General features: G+C 68.8%; 29 protein-coding genes. 28 read left to right on the forward strand and 1 reads right to left on the reverse strand.

What is annotated here, in order from left to right:
- The first annotated feature begins 19 nt into the window (after positions 1-19).
- From rplV to rplQ, 28 genes are all read left to right on the forward strand, one after another.
- On the forward strand, positions 20-388 hold the full coding sequence (gene rplV, locus J1M46_RS13635; RefSeq protein WP_092915852.1) for a 50S ribosomal protein L22: 369 nt from the start codon (positions 20-22) through the stop codon (positions 386-388).
- Entirely contained in the window at positions 388-1131 is a 744-nt protein-coding gene (gene rpsC, locus J1M46_RS13640) for a 30S ribosomal protein S3 (RefSeq protein ID WP_092915850.1), read from the forward strand. The genes rplV and rpsC overlap by 1 nt, the downstream gene beginning before the upstream one ends.
- Complete coding sequence (rplP, locus tag J1M46_RS13645; protein WP_092915848.1) at positions 1131-1550, forward strand: 50S ribosomal protein L16; 420 nt, start codon at positions 1131-1133, stop codon at positions 1548-1550. Before rpsC ends, rplP begins: the two co-directional genes overlap by 1 nt.
- Positions 1550-1867, forward strand: coding sequence for a 50S ribosomal protein L29 (gene rpmC, locus J1M46_RS13650; RefSeq protein WP_092915846.1), 318 nt, complete (start codon positions 1550-1552; stop codon positions 1865-1867). Before rplP ends, rpmC begins: the two co-directional genes overlap by 1 nt.
- On the forward strand, positions 1867-2151 hold the full coding sequence (gene rpsQ / locus J1M46_RS13655) for a 30S ribosomal protein S17 (RefSeq protein WP_206448288.1): 285 nt from the start codon (positions 1867-1869) through the stop codon (positions 2149-2151). Before rpmC ends, rpsQ begins: the two co-directional genes overlap by 1 nt.
- A gap of 26 nt (positions 2152-2177) precedes the next feature.
- Positions 2178-2546 (forward strand): 50S ribosomal protein L14, encoded by a 369-nt coding sequence (gene rplN / locus J1M46_RS13660; RefSeq protein WP_092915842.1) that lies wholly within the window; start codon positions 2178-2180, stop codon positions 2544-2546.
- A 3-nt stretch (positions 2547-2549) separates the two neighbouring features.
- The gene (gene rplX, locus J1M46_RS13665; RefSeq protein WP_206448289.1) at positions 2550-2921 is read left to right on the forward strand and encodes a 50S ribosomal protein L24; all 372 of its coding nucleotides are present in this window, start codon (positions 2550-2552) and stop codon (positions 2919-2921) included.
- On the forward strand, positions 2914-3474 hold the full coding sequence (gene rplE, locus J1M46_RS13670) for a 50S ribosomal protein L5 (RefSeq protein WP_274606943.1): 561 nt from the start codon (positions 2914-2916) through the stop codon (positions 3472-3474). Before rplX ends, rplE begins: the two co-directional genes overlap by 8 nt.
- Positions 3475-3556: 82 nt before the next feature.
- Positions 3557-3955, forward strand: coding sequence for a 30S ribosomal protein S8 (rpsH, locus tag J1M46_RS13675; protein ID WP_092915836.1), 399 nt, complete (start codon positions 3557-3559; stop codon positions 3953-3955).
- 6 nt (positions 3956-3961) lie between these two features.
- Entirely contained in the window at positions 3962-4498 is a 537-nt protein-coding gene (rplF, locus tag J1M46_RS13680; protein ID WP_206448290.1) for a 50S ribosomal protein L6, read from the forward strand.
- Positions 4498-4869, forward strand: coding sequence for a 50S ribosomal protein L18 (gene rplR, locus J1M46_RS13685; protein ID WP_092915832.1), 372 nt, complete (start codon positions 4498-4500; stop codon positions 4867-4869). The genes rplF and rplR overlap by 1 nt, the downstream gene beginning before the upstream one ends.
- The gene (rpsE, locus tag J1M46_RS13690) at positions 4866-5591 is read left to right on the forward strand and encodes a 30S ribosomal protein S5 (RefSeq protein WP_092915830.1); all 726 of its coding nucleotides are present in this window, start codon (positions 4866-4868) and stop codon (positions 5589-5591) included. The genes rplR and rpsE overlap by 4 nt, the downstream gene beginning before the upstream one ends.
- On the forward strand, positions 5588-5776 hold the full coding sequence (gene rpmD / locus J1M46_RS13695) for a 50S ribosomal protein L30 (protein WP_092915828.1): 189 nt from the start codon (positions 5588-5590) through the stop codon (positions 5774-5776). Before rpsE ends, rpmD begins: the two co-directional genes overlap by 4 nt.
- Positions 5769-6233 carry a 50S ribosomal protein L15 gene (gene rplO, locus J1M46_RS13700; RefSeq protein ID WP_206448291.1) on the forward strand — a complete coding sequence of 155 codons (465 nt, stop codon included), beginning with the start codon at positions 5769-5771 and terminating at the stop codon, positions 6231-6233. Before rpmD ends, rplO begins: the two co-directional genes overlap by 8 nt.
- Before the next feature lie 61 nt (positions 6234-6294).
- A complete protein-coding gene (gene secY / locus J1M46_RS13705) occupies positions 6295-7626 on the forward strand; it encodes a preprotein translocase subunit SecY (protein ID WP_206448292.1) in 1332 nt (443 codons plus the stop codon).
- The gene (locus tag J1M46_RS13710) at positions 7627-8208 is read left to right on the forward strand and encodes an adenylate kinase (RefSeq protein ID WP_206448293.1); all 582 of its coding nucleotides are present in this window, start codon (positions 7627-7629) and stop codon (positions 8206-8208) included.
- Entirely contained in the window at positions 8208-9038 is an 831-nt protein-coding gene (gene map / locus J1M46_RS13715; RefSeq protein WP_206448294.1) for a type I methionyl aminopeptidase, read from the forward strand. Before J1M46_RS13710 ends, map begins: the two co-directional genes overlap by 1 nt.
- Positions 9039-9109: 71 nt before the next feature.
- Positions 9110-9364, forward strand: coding sequence for an HPr family phosphocarrier protein (locus J1M46_RS13720; protein ID WP_206448295.1), 255 nt, complete (start codon positions 9110-9112; stop codon positions 9362-9364).
- A gap of 31 nt (positions 9365-9395) precedes the next feature.
- A complete protein-coding gene (locus J1M46_RS13725) occupies positions 9396-10985 on the forward strand; it encodes a PTS mannitol transporter subunit IICB (RefSeq protein WP_206448296.1) in 1590 nt (529 codons plus the stop codon).
- Positions 10986-10992: 7 nt separating this feature from the next.
- A complete protein-coding gene (locus J1M46_RS13730; protein ID WP_206448297.1) occupies positions 10993-11424 on the forward strand; it encodes a PTS sugar transporter subunit IIA in 432 nt (143 codons plus the stop codon).
- Complete coding sequence (locus J1M46_RS13735; RefSeq protein WP_206448298.1) at positions 11424-12551, forward strand: mannitol-1-phosphate 5-dehydrogenase; 1128 nt, start codon at positions 11424-11426, stop codon at positions 12549-12551. Before J1M46_RS13730 ends, J1M46_RS13735 begins: the two co-directional genes overlap by 1 nt.
- A gap of 79 nt (positions 12552-12630) precedes the next feature.
- On the forward strand, positions 12631-13536 hold the full coding sequence (locus J1M46_RS13740; RefSeq protein ID WP_206448299.1) for a hypothetical protein: 906 nt from the start codon (positions 12631-12633) through the stop codon (positions 13534-13536).
- Between the two features lie 125 nt (positions 13537-13661).
- A complete protein-coding gene (infA, locus tag J1M46_RS13745) occupies positions 13662-13883 on the forward strand; it encodes a translation initiation factor IF-1 (RefSeq protein WP_092915808.1) in 222 nt (73 codons plus the stop codon).
- A 64-nt stretch (positions 13884-13947) separates the two neighbouring features.
- A complete protein-coding gene (gene rpmJ / locus J1M46_RS13750) occupies positions 13948-14061 on the forward strand; it encodes a 50S ribosomal protein L36 (RefSeq protein WP_038503151.1) in 114 nt (37 codons plus the stop codon).
- Between the two features lie 141 nt (positions 14062-14202).
- Complete coding sequence (gene rpsM, locus J1M46_RS13755) at positions 14203-14580, forward strand: 30S ribosomal protein S13 (RefSeq protein ID WP_206448300.1); 378 nt, start codon at positions 14203-14205, stop codon at positions 14578-14580.
- 23 nt (positions 14581-14603) lie between these two features.
- Positions 14604-15002, forward strand: coding sequence for a 30S ribosomal protein S11 (gene rpsK / locus J1M46_RS13760; RefSeq protein ID WP_092915802.1), 399 nt, complete (start codon positions 14604-14606; stop codon positions 15000-15002).
- Positions 15003-15101: 99 nt separating this feature from the next.
- Entirely contained in the window at positions 15102-16091 is a 990-nt protein-coding gene (locus J1M46_RS13765; protein ID WP_206448301.1) for a DNA-directed RNA polymerase subunit alpha, read from the forward strand.
- A gap of 36 nt (positions 16092-16127) precedes the next feature.
- Positions 16128-16880 (forward strand): 50S ribosomal protein L17, sunset domain variant, encoded by a 753-nt coding sequence (gene rplQ / locus J1M46_RS13770; protein WP_206448302.1) that lies wholly within the window; start codon positions 16128-16130, stop codon positions 16878-16880.
- A gap of 75 nt (positions 16881-16955) precedes the next feature.
- Here the strand turns inward: rplQ and J1M46_RS13775 are convergent, their stop codons facing one another.
- Entirely contained in the window at positions 16956-18884 is a 1929-nt protein-coding gene (locus J1M46_RS13775) for a glycoside hydrolase family 15 protein (RefSeq protein ID WP_206448303.1), read from the reverse strand.
- Positions 18885-18943 lie beyond the last annotated feature (59 nt).

Below are 18943 nucleotides of genomic sequence, written 5' to 3' on the forward strand. Positions count from 1 at the left end.
ACGGAAGAAGGAGAAGGCAATGGTTGAGTCGATCGCTCGCGTTCGTCACATCCGCGTGACCCCTCAGAAGGCCCGCCGTGTCGTCGACATGATTCGCGGCAAGCAGGCAGAGGAAGCCCTCGCGATCCTGAAGTTCGCCCCGCAGGGCGCCTCGGAGCCGGTGTACAAGCTCGTCGCCTCGGCGATGGCGAACGCCCGGGTCAAGGCCGATGCGACGAACGAGTTCCTCGACGAGCAGGACCTCTACGTGTCCCGCATCTTCGTCGACGAGGGCACCACGCTCAAGCGGTTCCAGCCGCGTGCACAGGGTCGCGCGTTCCGCATCAACAAGCGGACGAGCCACATCACCGTCGTGCTCGCGACGCCGACCACGGAGGACGAGAAGTAATGGGACAGAAGGTCAACCCGTACGGCTTCCGCCTCGGCATCACCACCGACCACGTGTCGCGCTGGTTCGCCGAGTCGACGAAGCCGGGACAGCGCTACGCCGACTACGTGGCTGAGGACGTCCGCATCCGCAAGATGCTGATCACCAGCCTCGACCGCGCCGGCGTCGCCCGCATCGAGATCGAGCGCACCAAGGACCGCGTCCGCGTCGACATCCATACCGCCCGTCCGGGCATCGTGATCGGTCGCCGTGGCGCCGAGGCCGAGCGCATCCGCGCCGACCTCGAGAAGCTCACCGGCAAGCAGATCCAGCTGAACATCCTCGAGGTCAAGAACCCCGAGGGCTCGGCGCAGCTCGTCGCGCAGGGCATCGCCGAGCAGCTCAGTGCTCGCGTGGCCTTCCGCCGCGCGATGCGCAAGGGCCTGCAGTCGGCGCAGCGCGCCGGCGCCAAGGGCGTCAAGATCAAGGTGTCGGGTCGTCTCGGCGGCGCCGAGATGAGCCGCAGCGAGCAGTACCGCGAGGGCCGCGTGCCCCTGCACACGCTGCGGTCGAACATCGACTACGGCTTCTACGAGGCCCGCACCACCTTCGGCCGCATCGGCGTGAAGGTCTGGATCTACAACGGTGAGCTCACCAACCGCGAGCTGGCTCGCGAGCAGGCGAACCAGAAGCCGCAGCAGCGCGAGCGCCGGGGTCCCCGTCGCGACGCAGCTCCGGCCGCAGCAGGAGCAGAGGCGAAGTAATGCTTATTCCCCGTCGAGTCAAGCACCGCAAGCAGCACCACCCGAACCGTCGTGGCCAGGCCACCGGCGGCACGGCCGTGTCGTTCGGTGACTACGGCATCCAGGCCCTCACGCCTGCGTATGTCACGAACCGCCAGATCGAGGCCGCACGTATTGCCATGACGCGTCACATCAAGCGCGGTGGCAAGGTGTGGATCAACATCTACCCCGACCGTCCGCTCACGAAGAAGCCTGCTGAGACCCGCATGGGTTCCGGCAAGGGTTCGCCCGAGTGGTGGGTCGCGAACGTCAAGCCGGGCCGCGTCCTGTTCGAGGTCGCCGGTGTCGAAGAGGAGCTCGCCCGCGAGGCGATGACGCGAGCCATCCACAAGCTGCCGCTCAAGGCACGCATCATCAAGCGCGAGGAGGCTGACGCATAATGGCGATCGGTTCCAAGGAGCTCATGCCCGCCGAGCTCGCCACCCTCGATGACGAGCGACTCGTCGTCGAGCTGAAGCGGGCCAAGGAAGAGCTGTTCAACCTGCGCTTCCAGTCGGCCACCGGCCAGCTGGAGTCGCACGGCCGCCTGCGCGCTGTCAAGCGCGACATCGCGCGGCTCTACACCGTGATCCGTGAGCGCGAGCTCGGCATCAGCGCCTCCCCGGCGCCCGTCGAGAAGCCTGCGGACAAGAAGAAGTCGAAGAAGGCCGACGAGGCCAAGGCTTCTGAGAATGACGAGAAGGCTGAGGACAACTGATGGCTACCGAGCAGCCCAAGGACGACACCGTCCAGCGCGGCTACCGCAAGTCGCGCATCGGCTACGTCACCTCCGACAAGATGGACAAGACTGTCGTCGTCGAGGTCGAGGACCGCGTCAAGCACGCCCTGTACGGCAAGGTGCTCCGCAAGTCCTCGAAGGTGAAGGCGCACGACGAGCAGAACGCAGCCGGTATCGGCGACCGCGTGATGATCGCCGAGACCCGCCCGATGAGCGCCACCAAGCGGTGGCGCGTCGTCGAGATCCTCGAGAAGGCCAAGTAGGCCTCGGCCTCGAAGGAGATCCAGACATGATTCAGCAGGAATCCCGCATCAAGGTTGCCGACAACACCGGCGCCAAGGAGCTCCTGACCATTCGCGTGCTCGGCGGCTCCGGCCGCCGCTACGCCGGCCTCGGTGACACCATCGTGGCCACGGTCAAGGACGCCATCCCCGGCGGCAACGTCAAGAAGGGCGACGTGGTCAAGGCCGTCGTCGTCCGCACCGTGAAGTCGACGCGTCGCGCCGACGGCTCGTACATCAAGTTCGACGAGAACGCAGCAGTCATCCTGAAGACGGACGGCGACCCCCGCGGCACTCGCATCTTCGGACCCGTCGGTCGCGAGCTCCGCGACAAGCGCTTCATGAAGATCGTGTCGCTCGCACCGGAGGTGATCTGACCCATGGCCAGCATCAAGAAGGGCGACCTGGTCCAGGTGATCGCCGGCGCGCGCGAGTCGCGCGGCGGTGACCGCGGCAAGACCGGTCGCGTCATCCAGGTCCTCACCGAGCAGGACCGAGTGATCGTCGAGGGCATCAACCTCGTCACCAAGCACATCAAGGTCGGCCAGACCAACCGCGGCACCCGCACGGGTGGCATCGAGACCCACGAGGCCCCGATCCACGTGTCGAACGTCGCGCTCGTCGACCCCGAGTCGAAGAAGCCCACGCGCGTCCGCAGCGAGTTCAAGACCGTCGAGAAGAACGGCGCGTCGATCCCGCAGAAGGTTCGCGTCTCGAGCAAGTCGGGCAAGGAGATCAAGAGCAATGACTGACACCGCTGTGCGCCTGCCCAGGCTCAAGCAGCAGTACCGCGAGACGATCGTGAAGCAGCTCCAGGAGGAGTTCGGCTTCACGAACGTCATGCAGGTGCCTGGCCTGACCAAGATCGTCGTCAACACGGGTGTCGGCGAGGCCGCGCGCGACTCGAAGGTGATCGATGGCGCGATCCGCGACCTGACGCAGATCACCGGACAGAAGCCGAAGGTCACCGCTGCCCGCAAGTCGATCGCTCAGTTCAAGCTGCGCGACGGCATGCCGATCGGCGCGCACGTCACGCTGCGCGGCGACCGGATGTGGGAGTTCCTCGACCGTCTGCTGACGCTCGCCCTCCCGCGCATCCGCGACTTCCGCGGCCTCGAGCCCAAGCAGTTCGACGGCAACGGCAACTACACCTTCGGCCTCACGGAGCAGTCCGTGTTCCACGAGATCGACCAGGACAAGATCGACCGCGTCCGCGGCTTCGACATCACCGTCGTCACGACGGCGAAGTCGGACGACGAGGGTCGCGCGCTGCTCAAGGCGCTCGGCTTCCCCTTCAAGTCCTGACCCCATCGGCGCCGCCGGCGCCGAGCTGAATTCAAGGTCGCTGTCCGCGGAACGGGCAGCGAAACCAGAACGGAGAACATCCATGACGATGACCGACCCGGTCGCCGACATGCTGACGCGTCTGCGCAACGCCAACACGGCGATGCACGACGAGGTCACGCTGCCGTCGTCGAACCTCAAGGCGAACATCGCTGAGATCCTCGAGCGCGAGGGCTTCATCTCGGGCTGGAAGGTCGAGGACGCACGCGTCGGCAAGACGCTGACGCTGAGCCTCAAGTACGGCACGAACCGCGAGCGCGCGCTCGCCGGCCTCAAGCGGGTCTCGAAGCCCGGTCTGCGCGTCTACGCGCGATCGACCGAGATCCCCCAGGTGCACGGCGGCCTCGGCGTCGCCATCCTGTCCACGAGCTCGGGACTCCTCACTGACCGTGAGGCCGAGCAGAAGGGCGTCGGCGGGGAAGTCCTCGCCTACGTGTGGTGAGCTGACATGTCACGAATCGGACGTCTCCCCATCGACATCCCCTCGGGTGTCGAGATCTCGGTGAACGACGGCGTCGTCACCGTCAAGGGCCCCAAGGGCGAGCTCACGACCCGCATCGCACAGCCGATCGAGGTCGAGGTCACCGACGGCCAGGTGCAGGTCACCCGGCCCGACGACGAGCGTGAGTCGCGCTCGCTGCACGGCCTCACCCGCACCCTCATCGCCAACGACATCGTCGGCGTCACGGAGGGCTACTCCAAGTCGCTCGAGGTCGTCGGCACCGGTTACCGCGTGCAGGCGAAGGGCACGGGCCTGGAGTTCGCGCTCGGCTTCTCACATCCGGTGAACATCGAGCCGCCCGCCGGCATCTCGTTCGCCGTCGAGGGCAACAACAAGGTCACCGTCAGCGGCATCTCCAAGCAGGCCGTCGGCGAAGTGGCCGCGAATCTCCGCAAGCTGCGCAAGCCTGAGCCCTACAAGGGCAAGGGTGTGCGCTACGCAGGCGAGCAGATCCGCCGCAAGGCTGGAAAGGCTGGTAAGTGATGGGCATCGGTACCCGAGGCAAGAGCAAGTCGGCTGCCCGCGGCCGTCGTCACGCACGCCTCCGCAAGAAGATCGTCGGCACCGCTTCGGTGCCGCGCATGGTCGTCACCCGCTCGGCACGCCACGTGTTCGTGCAGATCGTCGACGACTCGCAGGGCATCACCGTCGCCTCGGCGTCGACCATGGAGGCAGACCTCCGTGCGCTCGACGGCGACAAGACGGCCAAGGCCAAGCGCGTCGGCGAGCTGCTCGCTGAGCGTGCGAAGGCTGCAGGCGTCGAGTCGGTCGTCTTCGACCGCGGCGGCAACCGCTACGCCGGTCGCGTCGCAGCGATCGCCGACGGCGCACGAGAGGCAGGGCTGGGACTGTGAGCGAAGAGAACAAGGACACGCAGGTGACGGACACCACGCAGCAGGCTGCAGCCGGTGCTCCCGCGGCTGAGGCCGGCCAGTCGGCCGACCACCGCGACGAGCCCCGCGAGCAGCGTCGCGGCAGCCGCGACCGCGGCACGCGCAACGAGCGCGGGCGTCGCGACGACCGCACGGAGAACCAGTTCCTCGAGCGCGTCGTGACGATCAACCGCGTCTCGAAGGTCGTCAAGGGCGGCCGCCGCTTCAGCTTCACGGCGCTCGTCGTCGTGGGTGACGGCGACGGCATGGTCGGCGTCGGCTACGGCAAGGCGCGCGAGGTCCCCACCGCAATCTCCAAGGGCGTCGAGGAGGCGAAGAAGAACTTCTTCCGCGTTCCCCGCATCGCCAAGACGATCCCGCACCCGGTGCAGGGCGAGGCCGCAGCCGGCGTCGTGCTCCTGCGTCCCGCTGCCGCCGGTACCGGCGTCATCGCGGGCGGCCCGGTTCGCGCGGTCCTGGAGTGCGCTGGCATCCACGACGTGCTGAGCAAGTCGCTCGGCTCGTCGAACTCCATCAACATCGTCCACGCGACGGTCGCGGCACTGCGCATGCTCGAGGAGCCGCGCGCAGTGGCAGCCCGTCGTGGTCTCGACGTGGACCGCGTCGTGCCGGAGCGCCTGCTCCGTGCCGAGGCGGAGAACACCAAGCACGAGGCCGAGATCGCGAAGGCGGCATCCAAGTGAGCAAGCTGAAGATCACGCAGACGAAGTCTGTGATCAGCGAGAAGCAGTACCAGCGCGACACGCTGCGCTCGCTCGGGCTCAAGCGCATCGGCCAGTCGGTCGAGCGTGAGGACAACCAGCAGAACCGTGGGTACGTCAACACGGTTCGGCACCTCGTCAAGGTCGAGGAGATCCAGAATGACTGACAAGAACGAGTCGGCCGAGCTGCCGTCGCTCAAGGTGCACCACCTCCGGCCCGCGCCGGGCGCGAAGACCGCCCGCACGCGTGTCGGCCGCGGTGAGGCGTCGAAGGGCAAGACGGCCGGTCGAGGCACGAAGGGCACGAAGGCCCGCTACCAGGTGCGTCCGGGATTCCAGGGCGGCCAGCTCACGAGTGTCATGCGCACTCCGAAGCTGCGGGGCTTCAAGAACCCGTTCCGCACGGAGTACCAGGTCGTCAACGTGGGCCAGCTGCAGTCGCTGTTCCCCGAGGGCGGCGACGTCACCGTGGCGGCCCTGGTCGCCAAGGGCGCGGTCCGCAAGAACGAGCTGGTCAAGGTGCTCGCCGGTGGCGAGCTCTCGGTCGCGCTCACGATCGCGGTCGACAAGGTCTCGGCCGCGGCTGAGCAGAAGATCGTGGCCGCTGGCGGTTCGGTCAAGTAAGTAGGCTGAGGGGCGGTCCGTGCGCGGACCGCCCCGATTGCCATTCTCTGGAAGGCTGCACGTGTTCAGTGCCATCGCACGCATCTTCAAGACGCGCGACCTGCGTCGGAAGATCTTCTTCTCGCTCGCCATCGTGGCGGTGTTCCGGTTCGGGTCTTTCATCCCCGCTCCGTTCGTCGACTACGGCAACGTGCAGGAGTGCATCGCCGCCAACCAGACCGCGCAAGGGCTGTACCAGCTCGTCAACCTGTTCTCAGGCGGCGCGCTGCTGCAGCTGAGCATCTTCGCGCTGGGCATCATGCCCTACATCACCGCGGCGATCATCACGCAGCTGCTGCGCGTCGTCATCCCCCACTTCGAGGCGCTCCAGAAGGAGGGTCAGCAGGGGCAGGCGAAGCTCACGCAGTACACGCGCTACATGACCATCGCGCTCGCCGTGCTGCAGTCGACCACGCTCATCACGGTGGCCCGCTCCGGCGCCCTCTTCTCGCAGACCGGCGGCCCCGCGCTGCCGCAGTGCCAGAACCTGCTGACGAACGACTCCTGGTGGTCGATCACGCTGATGATCTTCACGATGACAGCCGGCACCGGCCTGATCATGTGGTTCGGCGAGCTCATCACCGAGCGCGGCATCGGCAACGGCATGTCGCTGCTCATCTTCGTCTCGATCGCTGCGACCTTCCCCACCGCGCTCGGCCAGATCTTCCAGACGCAGGGCCCGAACACCTTCGCGATGGTGCTGGTGGTCGGCGTCATCATCATGGCGCTCGTCGTCTTCGTCGAGCAGTCCCAGCGGCGCATCCCCGTGCAGTACGCCAAGCGCATGGTGGGTCGCCGCATGTACGGCGGGCAGTCGACCTACATCCCGATCAAGGTCAACATGGCCGGCGTCATCCCGGTCATCTTCGCCTCGTCGCTGCTGTACCTGCCGATGCTGGTCGCGCAGTTCAGCACCCCGAACGACGGCACCGCGCCGCCGGAGTGGGTGCTGTGGGTTCAGGCGAACCTCACCTCCGGTGACGCGCCGCTCTACATGCTCGTGTTCTTCCTGCTCACGGTCGGCTTCACCTACTTCTACGTCGCGATCACCTTCAACCCCGAGGAGGTCGCCGACAACATGAAGAAGTACGGCGGCTTCATCCCCGGCATCCGCGCTGGCCGACCCACGGCCGAGTACCTCGACTACGTGCTCACCCGCATCACGCTGCCTGGCTCGCTCTACCTCGGCATCGTCGCGCTCATCCCGCTGATCGCGCTCTCCACCGTTGGTGCGAACCAGAACTTCCCGTTCGGCGGCGCCTCGATCCTGATCATCGTCGGCGTCGGTCTCGAGACCGTGCGGCAGATCGACGCGCAGCTGCAGCAGCGCCACTACGAAGGGCTCATCCGCTAGATGTCGAATCTCCTCATCGTGGGCCCGCCTGGTGCGGGCAAAGGCACCCAGGCAGCGCGCATCGCCGAGGCGCTCGGGGTCCCGGCAGTCTCCACCGGAGACATCTTCCGCCAGAACATCAAGGACCAGACCGAGCTCGGGCAGCGCGTCTCCGCCATCCTGGACGCCGGCGAGTACGTGCCCGACTCCCTCACCAACGAGCTGATCGACGATCGGCTCGCGCAGTCCGACGCCGAGCAGGGCTACCTGCTCGACGGCTACCCGCGCACCGCCGGTCAGGTCGAGTTCCTCGACGGGGTGAACCTCCGCCGCGGCGAGCAGATCGACGCCGTGATCCGCCTGGTCGCTGACACCGACGAGATCGTCCGCCGGCTGGCCGCGCGCGCGCAGGACCAGGGGCGCAGCGACGACACCGAGGATGTCATCCGACACCGCCAGGAGGTCTACGAGCGCGAGACCGCTCCGCTGGTCGCGATCTTCGCCGAGCGTGGCCTGGTCGTCGAGATCGACGGCATGGGGGCGGTCGACGACGTGACCGAGCGCATCCTCGCCGGCCTGGCCGAGCGCGGCATCACGGCCTGATGCGGGGCCGCGGGCACACCAAGTCCCGGCGCGAGCTCGCCGCGATGCGTGAGCCGGGCCGCATCACCGCCCTGGCGCTCGCCGCGGTTGCGCGGGAGATCCGGGCGGGCGTCACCCCGCTCGAGCTCGACCGACTGGCCGAGGGCGTCATCCGCGGGCACGGTGCGGTCCCCAACTTCCAGCTCGAGCCAGGCTACGAGCACACGCTGTGCGTCGGGGTCAACGACGTCGTGGTGCACGGCATCCCCGGCTCCGCCCCGCTCGAACCGGGTGACCTGGTCACGGTCGACTGCGGTGCCACCATCGGTGGCTTCCACGGCGATGCGGCCATCACGGTGGTCGTGCCCGGCGGCGACCCGGAGCGCGCTGCGGCCCGGCAACGGCTGAGCGACGTCACCGAGGGCGCGCTCTGGGCAGGCATCGTCGCGCTCGCCTCCGCGAAGCAGCTGGGAGAGATCGGTGCCGCTGTCGAGGACCACATCGAGGCCAACAGCGACTACGGCATCAACGACGACTACCTCGGCCACGGCATCGGCACGGCCATGCACGAGGATCCGCCGGTGTTCAACTACCGCACGCGCGTGCGCGGGCCGGCGGTGAAGCCGGGACTGTGCGTGGCGATCGAGCCGATCATCCACGCCGGATCGACCGACACCACCGTGGACGACGACGGCTGGACGGTGCGCAGCGCCGACGGCAGCGACGCCTGCCAGTGGGAGCACTCGGTCGCGGTGCACTCCGGGGGCATCTGGGTACTGACCGCGCTCGATGGCGGAGCAGCGGGCCTGGAGCCGTTCGGCATCGTGCCGGTGCCGATCGCAGAGCGCTGACGCTCGCAGTGCCTCGGTGGTAGCGTGTTGCCACCTCGGGCCGACCGCGGCCCTGATCTCGAAGGAGCACCATGGCCGAGCGCACCGTCACCGTCGAGTCAGCGCACGGGCTGCACGCCCGCCCGGCCTCGCTCTTCGCGCAGGCCGCGGCGAAGGCGAGCAGCCCCGTCACGGTCACCAAGGGTGAGAAGCAGGTCAACGCGGCCAGCATCCTCTCGGTCATCTCGCTGGGCGTGAACAAGGGCGACTCGATCACGATCACCTCGGACGACGAGAGCATCCTCGACGAGCTCGAGCAGCTCCTGGCCACCGATCACGACGCCTGATCACCCCACACCACGCAGCAGGGAGTCGACGATGACCACCACGCACGCATCCACGCAGTCGGGCGGCGCGCGCGTCGCCGTCCAGAAGTTCGGCACCTTCCTGTCCGGCATGATCATGCCGAACATCCCCGCGCTCATCGCGTGGGGCATCCTGACGGCGCTCTTCATCCCTGTCGGTCCCTTCCCGAACGACGCGCTGGCGTCGATGGTCGACCCGACGATCCACTACCTGCTGCCGATCCTCATCGCCGGCACCGGCGGCCGCATGGTCTACGAGACCCGCGGCGCCGTCGTCGGCGCATTCTCGGTGATGGGCGCCATCGCGGGTTCAGACCTGCTGATCGACCAGGTCAACGCGGCAGGCGAGGGCGGTCTCGGCTACGTGCACATGTTCATCGGCGCGATGATCCTGGGACCTCTGTCGGCGTGGGTGATGAAGCAGCTCGACAAGCTCTGGGACGGCAAGGTCAGGGCCGGCTTCGAGATGCTCGTCAACATGTTCTCGGCCGGCATCCTCGCGTTCCTGATGGCGCTGCTCGGCTTCTTTGTCATCGCCCCCATCGTGAACTGGATCATGTCGGTCGTCGGCGGCGCCGTCGGCTGGCTGGTCGACACGGGCCTGCTGTGGCTCGCGTCCTTCCTGATCGAGCCCGCGAAGGTCTTCTTCCTCAACAACGCCATCAACCACGGCGTGCTCACGCCGCTGGGCACCAGCGAGGTCGCCACCGAGGGCAGCTCGATCCTGTTCCTGCTCGAGGCGAACCCCGGCCCGGGCCTCGGCCTGCTGCTGGCGTTCTCGTTCTTCGGCGTTGGCGCAGCGCGCGCCACCGCACCCGGCGCCGCGATCATCCAGTTCGCCGGCGGCATCCACGAGGTCTACTTCCCCTACGCGCTCATGAAGCCGGTGCTCATCGTCGCGCTGGTGGCCGGCGGCGCCTCGGGCGTCGCCACGAACATGCTGCTCGGCACCGGCCTCGCCGGTCCCGCAGCTCCCGGCAGCATCTTCGCGGTGGGCGCGCAGGCGCTGCTCGTCGGCGGCGGCAACTTCCTCGGCGTGATGCTCTCCGTCGTGATCGCCGCTGCCGTCACGTTCCTGGTCGCGGCGGTCATCCTCCGTGCCAGCCGCAAGCGCGACCTCGCGCGAGAGGCCGACGGGAGCGACGCGCTCTCCGCTGCCGTCGCCAAGACCGAGGCGGCGAAGGGCAAGAAGTCCGAGCACCTGTCGAACCTCGCGGCGGCCGGCACGGCTGCGGCGGGCAGCGCGGCATCCGGGGGAGCGGCGGCCGGCACCGCCGCCGACGCGACCGGCGCGCCGGTCGCGAGCGACCCCATCCGCACGATCGTCTTCGCCTGCGACGCGGGCATGGGCTCGAGCGCGATGGGCGCGAGCGTGCTGCGCAACAAGCTCAAGAAGGCCGGCATCGAGGGGATCGAGGTCAAGAACGTGGCCATCGCCAACCTCGACGGCAGCGAGGATCTGATCGTCACGCATCAGGACCTCACCGCCCGCGCGCGCCAGCAGAACGACCGCGCCACCCACGTGTCGGTCGAGAACTTCATGAACAGCCCGAAGTACGACGACGTCGTCACGATGGTCGGCGAGTCGAACGCGACCGAATAGGAGCACCATGCCCGTCCTCTCCCTCGAGCAGATCACCACCACCCCGACAGCCACCTCGAAGGACGAGGCGATCCAGGAGGCGGCCGACATACTGGTCGCCGCCGGCGCGGTGACGCCCGACTACGCCGACGCCATGCGCGAGCGCGAGACGAGCGTGTCGACCTACATGGGCAATCTGCTCGCGATCCCGCACGGCACGAACGAGTCGAAGGAGTCGATCCTCGACTCCGGGCTGTCGGTCGCGCGCTACGACAGCCCCATCGACTGGGACGGCAACCCGGTGAAATTCGTCATCGGCATCGCCGGCAAGGACGGCGGGCACCTCGAGATCCTGTCGAAGATCGCCATCGTGTTCGCCGACGAGGACGAGGTCGCCAGGCTCGAGGCGGCGCCCGACGCCGCGGCCATCCTCGAGCTGCTCGGCGACGTCAACGAGTGATGCGCGCGGTCCACTTCGGCGCGGGCAACATCGGCCGCGGCTTCGTCGGGCTGATCCTGCACCGAGCCGGCTACGAGGTCACGTTCGTCGACGTGAACCCCGAGCTGATCGGCATGCTGCAGACGGCGGATGCGTACCAGGTGCGCGAGGTCGGGCCCGACGCGGTCGTGCACACGGTCACGGGCTTCACCGGCATCGACTCGAAGGCCGAGCCGGCGGCCGCCGCGCAGGCGGTGGCGGATGCGGATGTCGTCACGTGCGCGGTGGGCCCGACGGTCATGCGGTTCATCGCCCCGGTGATCCGCGAGGGGCTCGCGCTGCGATCGGGGGCACCGCTGGTCGTGATGGCGTGCGAGAACGCCATCGGCGCCAGCGACACGCTGCGCGACTCCGTGCTCGAGGGCGCCGAGGAGCTGGGCGCCAGGGCGGTGTTCGCCAACACCGCGGTCGACCGCATCATCCCGCCGCAGGACCCTGCGGGCCTCGACGTGGTGGTGGAGGACTTCTTCGAGTGGTCGATCGACCGCTCGGCGTTCACCGGCACGACGGCGACCGCGCCGGTCATCCCGGATGCGCACTTCGTCGACGATCTCGCGCCGTTCATCGAGCGGAAGCTGTTCACGGTCAACACCGGGCACGCGACCACCGCCTATGCCGGCTGGAACGCCGGCATCGCGACGATCGCGGAGGCGCTCGAGGAGCCGGAGATCCGCACGGCCGTCGAGGCCGCGCTCGCCGACACCTCGAGGCTGCTGCTGGCGAAGTTCGGCTTCGACGCCGGCGAGCACGCCGCCTACGTCGCGCGCGCCATCGAGCGCTTCGAGAACCCGGCGCTGCCCGACACCTGTGAGCGCATCGGCCGCCAGCCGCTGCGCAAGCTCTCGCGCCACGAGCGCTTCGTGCAGCCGGCCGTCGAGCTGGTGGAGCGCGGCGAGCCCGCTGAGGGGCTGGTCGCGGCCTACGCCGCAGCGCTGCGCTTCGACGCGCAGGGCGACGAGCAGGCGGTCGAGCTGCAGCGGCTGCTGGGCGAGCTGGAGCCGGCGGACTTCGTCGCGCAGGTGAGCGGTGTCGAGTCTGGCCCGCTCGCCGAGACGCTCGCGCAGCGCGTGGCGGCAGCGAAGGGCTGAGACCTGCGCCGCTCCCAGCCGCGATGCGGCAGGATCGGGGGCATGGGGATGAGGCAGGCGCACGCATGAGGTCGCCGGGATGCTGACGCGCGGCTCGCGCCGGCGCGGTCGCTCGAGCGCCCACCCGCGGCAGCGGCTGCTGCACGGCTGGGACTGGTCCGACCCCGGCATCGAGCTCGAGGAGCTCGCACCCGCCAGCCGTGTGCTGGTCTCCGGCGGTGCCGGCGAGATGATCGCCGTGCTCGCCGACGCCGGCCATCGCGTCACCGCGATCGGCTCCAACCGGAACCAGCTGGAGTACGCGCGCCGGCGCGTCGCAGGCGGGGCGTTCGAGCCCGGGGCCGCGGAGCGGCTGATCGACCTGGGCCGCGGGATGATCCGCGCGGCGAGCCCGGCCTGGAGCCGCCGTCGCGTGCGGCAGTTCCTGCAGGAGGGCGATCCGATCAAGGCGTCGCAGGCGTGGAAGGACCGGCTCGACAACCGCAGCCTCGCGTCCATCCTGAAGACGATGCTGGGCCCGGCGGGCTCGCTGTCCGCGCTCGTCCTGCGCGACTTCTCGACGCCCATCCCGCCCCACTTCGACGAGGCCATCCGTGGCCGCATCGCGCGAGCGCTGCGGAAGCACGCGCCGCGCGACAACCCCTACGCCTGGCGGCTGCTGCTGGGGGAGGAGCTGCCCGGGCATCGGCTGCCGCGCGTCGACGCCGATGCGATCGGCTGGGTCGATGCGCCGCTGCTCGACCATCTCGAGGGGGTCGAGCCCGGCACCTACGACGCCATCACGCTCTCCAACGTCGTCGACGGTGCCGACGAGCGATGGGTGCGCGACCTGCGCAAGGCCGCGGTGCGGGCAGTCGTGCCCGGCGGGCCCATCATCGCCCGCTCGTTCGCCACCACCATGGACGACGATGCCGCCAAGCGCGCGCGCCGCGATCGTGCGATGCTGTGGGGCAGCATCGTGGTGCACCGCTCAGAGGTGGCCTGAACGGCCGCCGACACGCCCGGCTTGCAAGTTCACTCACCTTCCGCGTAGAGTTGACCGTTGGTGTCGCGCGCCCTCTGCGCGCGTCACTCGCATGACCGGCAACCAGAAACTTGCAGAAGAAGGCTATGGCCAAAAAAGACGGCGTCATCGAGATCGAAGGAACGGTCGTCGAGGCACTCCCGAACGCGATGTTCCGCGTCGAGCTCTCGAACGGACACATCGTGCTCGCGCACATCTCCGGAAAGATGCGGCAGAACTACATCCGCATCCTCCAGGAGGACCGAGTGATCGTGGAGCTCAGCCCCTACGACCTCACGCGCGGGCGCATCGTCTACCGCTACAAGTAATCAGGCTGCTGGAAAGGAACGGCCCGCGCACCCGCGCGAGCACGAGGCCAGCGAGGAAGCAAACATGAAGGTCAATCCCAGCGTCAAGAAGATCTGCGACAAGTGCAAGGTGATCCGCCGGCACGGTCGCGTGATGGTCATCTGCGACAACCCCCGCCACAAGCAGCGCCAGGGCTGATCCTGGCGCTCACGCCCTGAGGGCGCGGCGCACAACAGCACCCAGCAGCGGTAAGAGCCCTTTCGCGAGGGCGACACCTTGGGGAGAGGCCCAGGCACCTCCGCTGCTCCATACCTCTCATCACTCCTTAGGAGACACACGATGGCACGCATCGCAGGTGTCGACATCCCGCGCGAGAAGCGCGTGGAGATCGCACTGACGTACATCTTCGGCGTCGGCCGCACCCGGTCGATCCAGACGCTCGAAGCCACAGGCATCGACCGCAACATCCGCGTCAAGGACCTCACCGACGACCAGCTGCTCGCCCTCCGCGAGCACATCGAGGCCGCGTTCAAGGTGGAGGGCGACCTTCGCCGCGAGGTGACCGCAGACATCCGCCGCAAGGTCGAGATCGGCTCGTACCAGGGCATTCGCCACCGTCGCGGGCTTCCCGTGCACGGTCAGCGCACCAAGACGAACGCGCGCACCCGCAAGGGCAGGAAGCAGACGGTCGCCGGCAAGAAGAAGGCCGGCCGCTAGGCCGCGTGGAGGGTTAGAGAAACATGGCAGCTCCCAAGTCCGCGGTCCGCAAGCCGCGCAAGAAGGACAAGAAGAACATCGCAGCGGGCCACGCCCACATCAAGTCGACGTTCAACAACACGATCGTCTCGATCACCGACACCACCGGGGCCGTCGTCTCGCAGGTCTCCGGTGGCGGCGTCGGCATGAAGGGTTCGCGCAAGTCGACCCCCTACGCCGCACAGCTCGCCGCCGAATCGGCCGCGCGTCAGGCGCAGGACCACGGCATGAAGAAGGTGGACGTCTTCGTCAAGGGTGCCGGTTCGGGCCGCGAGACGGCGATCCGCTCGCTCCAGGCCGCTGGCCTCGAGATCGGCGCGATCCACGACGTGACGCCGCAGGCGCACAACGGCGTTCGTCCGCCGAAGCCCCGCCGCAACTAAGTCGCTTCTGCCGGGCAGGCACGCTTTGCCTGCCCGGCCATCCGCCGTCACTGAACACGCGAGTCATATAGCGGACTCGCGACCGAAAGGAACCGACACGTGCTGATCGCCCAGCGCCCCACTGTCACCGAGGAGACCGTCTCCGAGCACCGCTCGCGGTTCACGATCGAGCCGCTCGAGCCGGGCTTCGGCTACACCCTCGGCAACTCGCTCCGCCGCACCCTCCTCTCGTCGATCCCCGGCGCTGCTGTCACCAGCATCCGCCTGGACGGCGTGCTCCACGAGTTCTCGACGATCGCGGGGGTGAAGGAGGATGTCACCGAGATGATCCTCAACATCAAGCGCCTCGTCGTCTCGTCCGAGCACGACGAGCCGGTCGTCGCCTACCTCTCGCGCCAGGGCGCGGGCACGGTCACGGCTGCCGACATCACGGCTCCGGCCGGCGTCGAGATCCACAACCCCGAGCTCGTGCTCGCGACGCTGAACGACTCGGCGAAGCTGCAGCTCGAGCTGACGATCGAGCGTGGCCGCGGCTACGTCTCGGCCGCCCAGAACCGCGACGAGTTCGCCGAGGCCGGGGTCATCCCGATCGACTCGATCTACTCGCCCGTGCTCAAGGTCACCTACCGCGTCGAGGCGACGCGTGCCGGTGAGCGCACCGACTTCGACTCGCTCGTCGTCGACGTGGAGTCGAAGCCGGCGATCTCGCCGCGCGACGCCATCGCGTCGGCCGGCCGCACGCTGGTCGAGCTGTTCGGACTGACGCGCGACCTGAACGCCGAGTCCGAGGGCATCGAGATCGGCCAGGCGCCCGCCGAGGCCATCGGCTCGGGCGAGCTCGCCACGCCGATCGAGGAGCTCGACCTGTCGGTCCGCTCGTACAACTGCCTCAAGCGCGAGGGCATCAACACGGTGTCCGAGCTGGTGGCGCTGAGCGAGACGCAGCTGATGAACATCCGCAACTTCGGCCAGAAGTCGGTCGACGAGGTGAAGGACAAGCTCGTCGAGCTCGGCCTCTCGCTCAAGGACGCGGTGCCCGGCTTCGACGGCGCCCACTTCTACAGCGGTTACGACGAGGACGCTCGCTGAACGCGGGCCGACTGAACAACTAGAGGGATACGAATCATGCCCAAGCCCACGAAGGGTCCCCGCCTCGGAGGCGGCCCCGCCCACGAGCGCCTGCTGCTGGCGAACCTCGCGGCCGCGCTGTTCACGCACAAGTCGATCAAGACGACCGAGACGAAGGCCAAGCGCCTCCGCCCCGTCGCTGAGCGCCTGATCACCTTCGCGAAGCGCGGCGACCTGCACGCGCGTCGTCGTGTGCTCGGCGTCATCGGCGACAAGGGCGTCGTGCACGAGCTCTTCACGGAGATCGCTCCGCTGGTCGCCGAGCGCGAGGGCGGCTACACCCGCATCACGAAGCTCGGCTTCCGCAAGGGCGACAACGCTCCGATGGCGCAGATCGAGCTCGTGCTCGAGCCGGTGCAGAAGAAGGCCTCGAAGTCGAAGGCGTCGGCTGCCGCCAAGTCGGCAGCTGCCGACCAGGAGGCATCGGAGGCCAAGGCTGCAGAGGCCAAGGCCGCTGACGCCGAGGCCGCTGACGCCGAGGCCGAGGAGACCACCGAGGGCGACCTCGAGGGCGTCGCCACCGTGGCCGACACGGCCGTTGCCGAGACCGAGGCCGGCGAGTTCGGCGAGGACTCCGCTGCCGCGCTCGAGGACGGTTCGGCTCCCGAGGGCTTCGACATCAAGGGCAACAAGGACTCGATGAAGTTCCACCGCCCCGATGGTCAGTGGTACGAGCAGACCGTCGCCGAGGTGTGGTTCCGCACCGCCGAGGCCGCTGAGGCCGCAGGCTTCACCGAGGCCGGCAAGTAGCTCGCTGACACAGCACTGAGGGGGTCCCGCATCGCGCGGGGCCCCCTCCTGCCGTCTGCGGCGCAGAGCGCCGGATCAGCGTTGCGGCGCGTCGCCGCCGTCCGGCGGCGCCACGGCGGGATCGGTCTCGCCGGGCTCGGTGAGTGTCGCATCGGCCTGCTCCCGCTCGGCGTCCTGCTGCTCCTGCTCCGCCGACTCCGCCTGCGCCGGTCCTGCCGCCGCCTGCTGCGCCTTCGCGATCTCGGTGGCAGCGAGCACGAGCCCGAGGTGCGAGAAGGCCTGCGGGAAGTTGCCCCAGTGGCGACCGGTCGCCGGGTCGATCTCCTCGGCCAGCAGCCCGACGTCGTTGCGCATCGACACCAGCCGCTCCATCAGCCGCTCCGCCTCGTCGAGCCTGCCAGCCTGCGCGTAGGCGGTCACGAGCCAGAAGCCGCACAGCACGAACGGGAACTCGTGGCCCCTGAGGCCGTCGACGCCGGTGGTGCGATATCGCAGCGGGATGCCCTCGACGAGCAGATCCTGCTCGATGCGGGCGATCGTGCCGAGGAAGCGCGGATCGGTCGCCTCGACGATGCCGATGGTCGGCAGCTGCAGCAGCGAGGCGTCGACCTCGCTCGTGCCGTAGTGCTGGCGGAACGAGCCCGTGGACTCGTCGAAGCCGCGCGTCAGCACCTCCTCGCGCAGCGCATCCCGCAGCTCGATCCAGTGCGTGGGGTCGCCCTCGCAGCCGTCCTCCTCGATGGCGCGGACGCCGCAGTCGAAGGCCGCCCACATCATCGCCCGGGAGTGGGTGAAGAAATGCGGCTCGCCGCGCATCTCCCACAGCCCCTGGTCGGGCTCCTCCCAGTGGGTGGCGAGCTCGCCCAGCAGTGCCCGCTGCATGCGCCAGGAGTCCTGGGTGTCGTCGAGGCCGATCGACCGCAACCGCTGCAGCGTCAGCATGACCTGCCCGAGCACGTCGTGCTGCCGCTGGCCGGCGGCACCGTTGCCGATCCGCACCGGCGAGGCGCCGCCGTAGCCCGGCAGGTGGTCGAGCTCGCGCTCGAGGAGGTCGCGGCCGCCGTCGCGCTGGTACATGATGCGCATGTCCTGCGGGTCGCCTGCGATCGCCCGCAGCAGCCAGTTGCGCCACAGGTCGACCTTCTCGGACAGCCGCACGGCGAGCATCGCGTCGACGGTGAGGGATGCGTCGCGCAGCCAGGTGAAGCGGTAGTCCCAGTTGCGCTCGCCGCCGGGGGTCTCCGGCAGCGAGGTGGTCGGCGCGGCGAGGATGCCGCCGGTCACCCCGTCGGTCAGCGAGCGCAGCACCAGCACGCTCGTCTGCACCGCCTCGAGGTACGGCCCCTCGTAGTCGAGCTCGCGCAGCCATTCGGCCGACTCGGCGACCGTCGTCTCGACGATCTCCGACTCGCCCACGGGGCCCGCGAAGGGTCGCCACGAGTGGCGCCAGCAGAGGTCGAGCACGATCCGGTCGCCCTCCCGCACCGTGAAGCTCGAGCGGTGCCGGTGGCCGTCGGCACGCGGCAGCTCCGGCCCGCGCAGTACCAGCCGGTCCGGGCCCGCGATCGCGACGAGGATGTCCTTGCCGTCTTCCTGCAGGCGGCGGAACCACGGCGGCACGCTGCCGTAGCCGAAGCGCACGACGAGCTCCTGCTCGAGCTCGACCTCGCCGGCGACGCCCTCGATGATGCGCACCACGTCGGCCCGGTCGTCGCCGGTGGGCATCGCATCCGTCACCGTGACGCTGCCGGTCGCGGTCTCGTGCGTCGTCTCGAGCACGAGGCTGCCCGGCAGATAGCGGCGGGTCGAGTTCGCCTCGGTGCTCGGCCCGATGCGCCAGTGGCCGTGCTCGGGACCGCCGAGCAGCGCCGCGAAGCACGCGGGGGAGTCGAAGTGCGGGAGGCACAGCCAGTCGATCGATCCGTTCCGGCCGACGAGCGCCGCCGTGGTCCGGTCGCCGATCAGTGCGTAGTCCTCGATGGCCAAGGTGTCGTGGTTCGGCATGCCGCGAGGCTATCGGGCAGCCGCGGCGCCGGGAACCTGGGGCTTCGCGACCGTAGGCT

It is taken from the genome of Agrococcus sp. KRD186 (genome assembly GCF_017168255.1).
GTDB lineage: Bacteria > Actinomycetota > Actinomycetes > Actinomycetales > Microbacteriaceae > Agrococcus.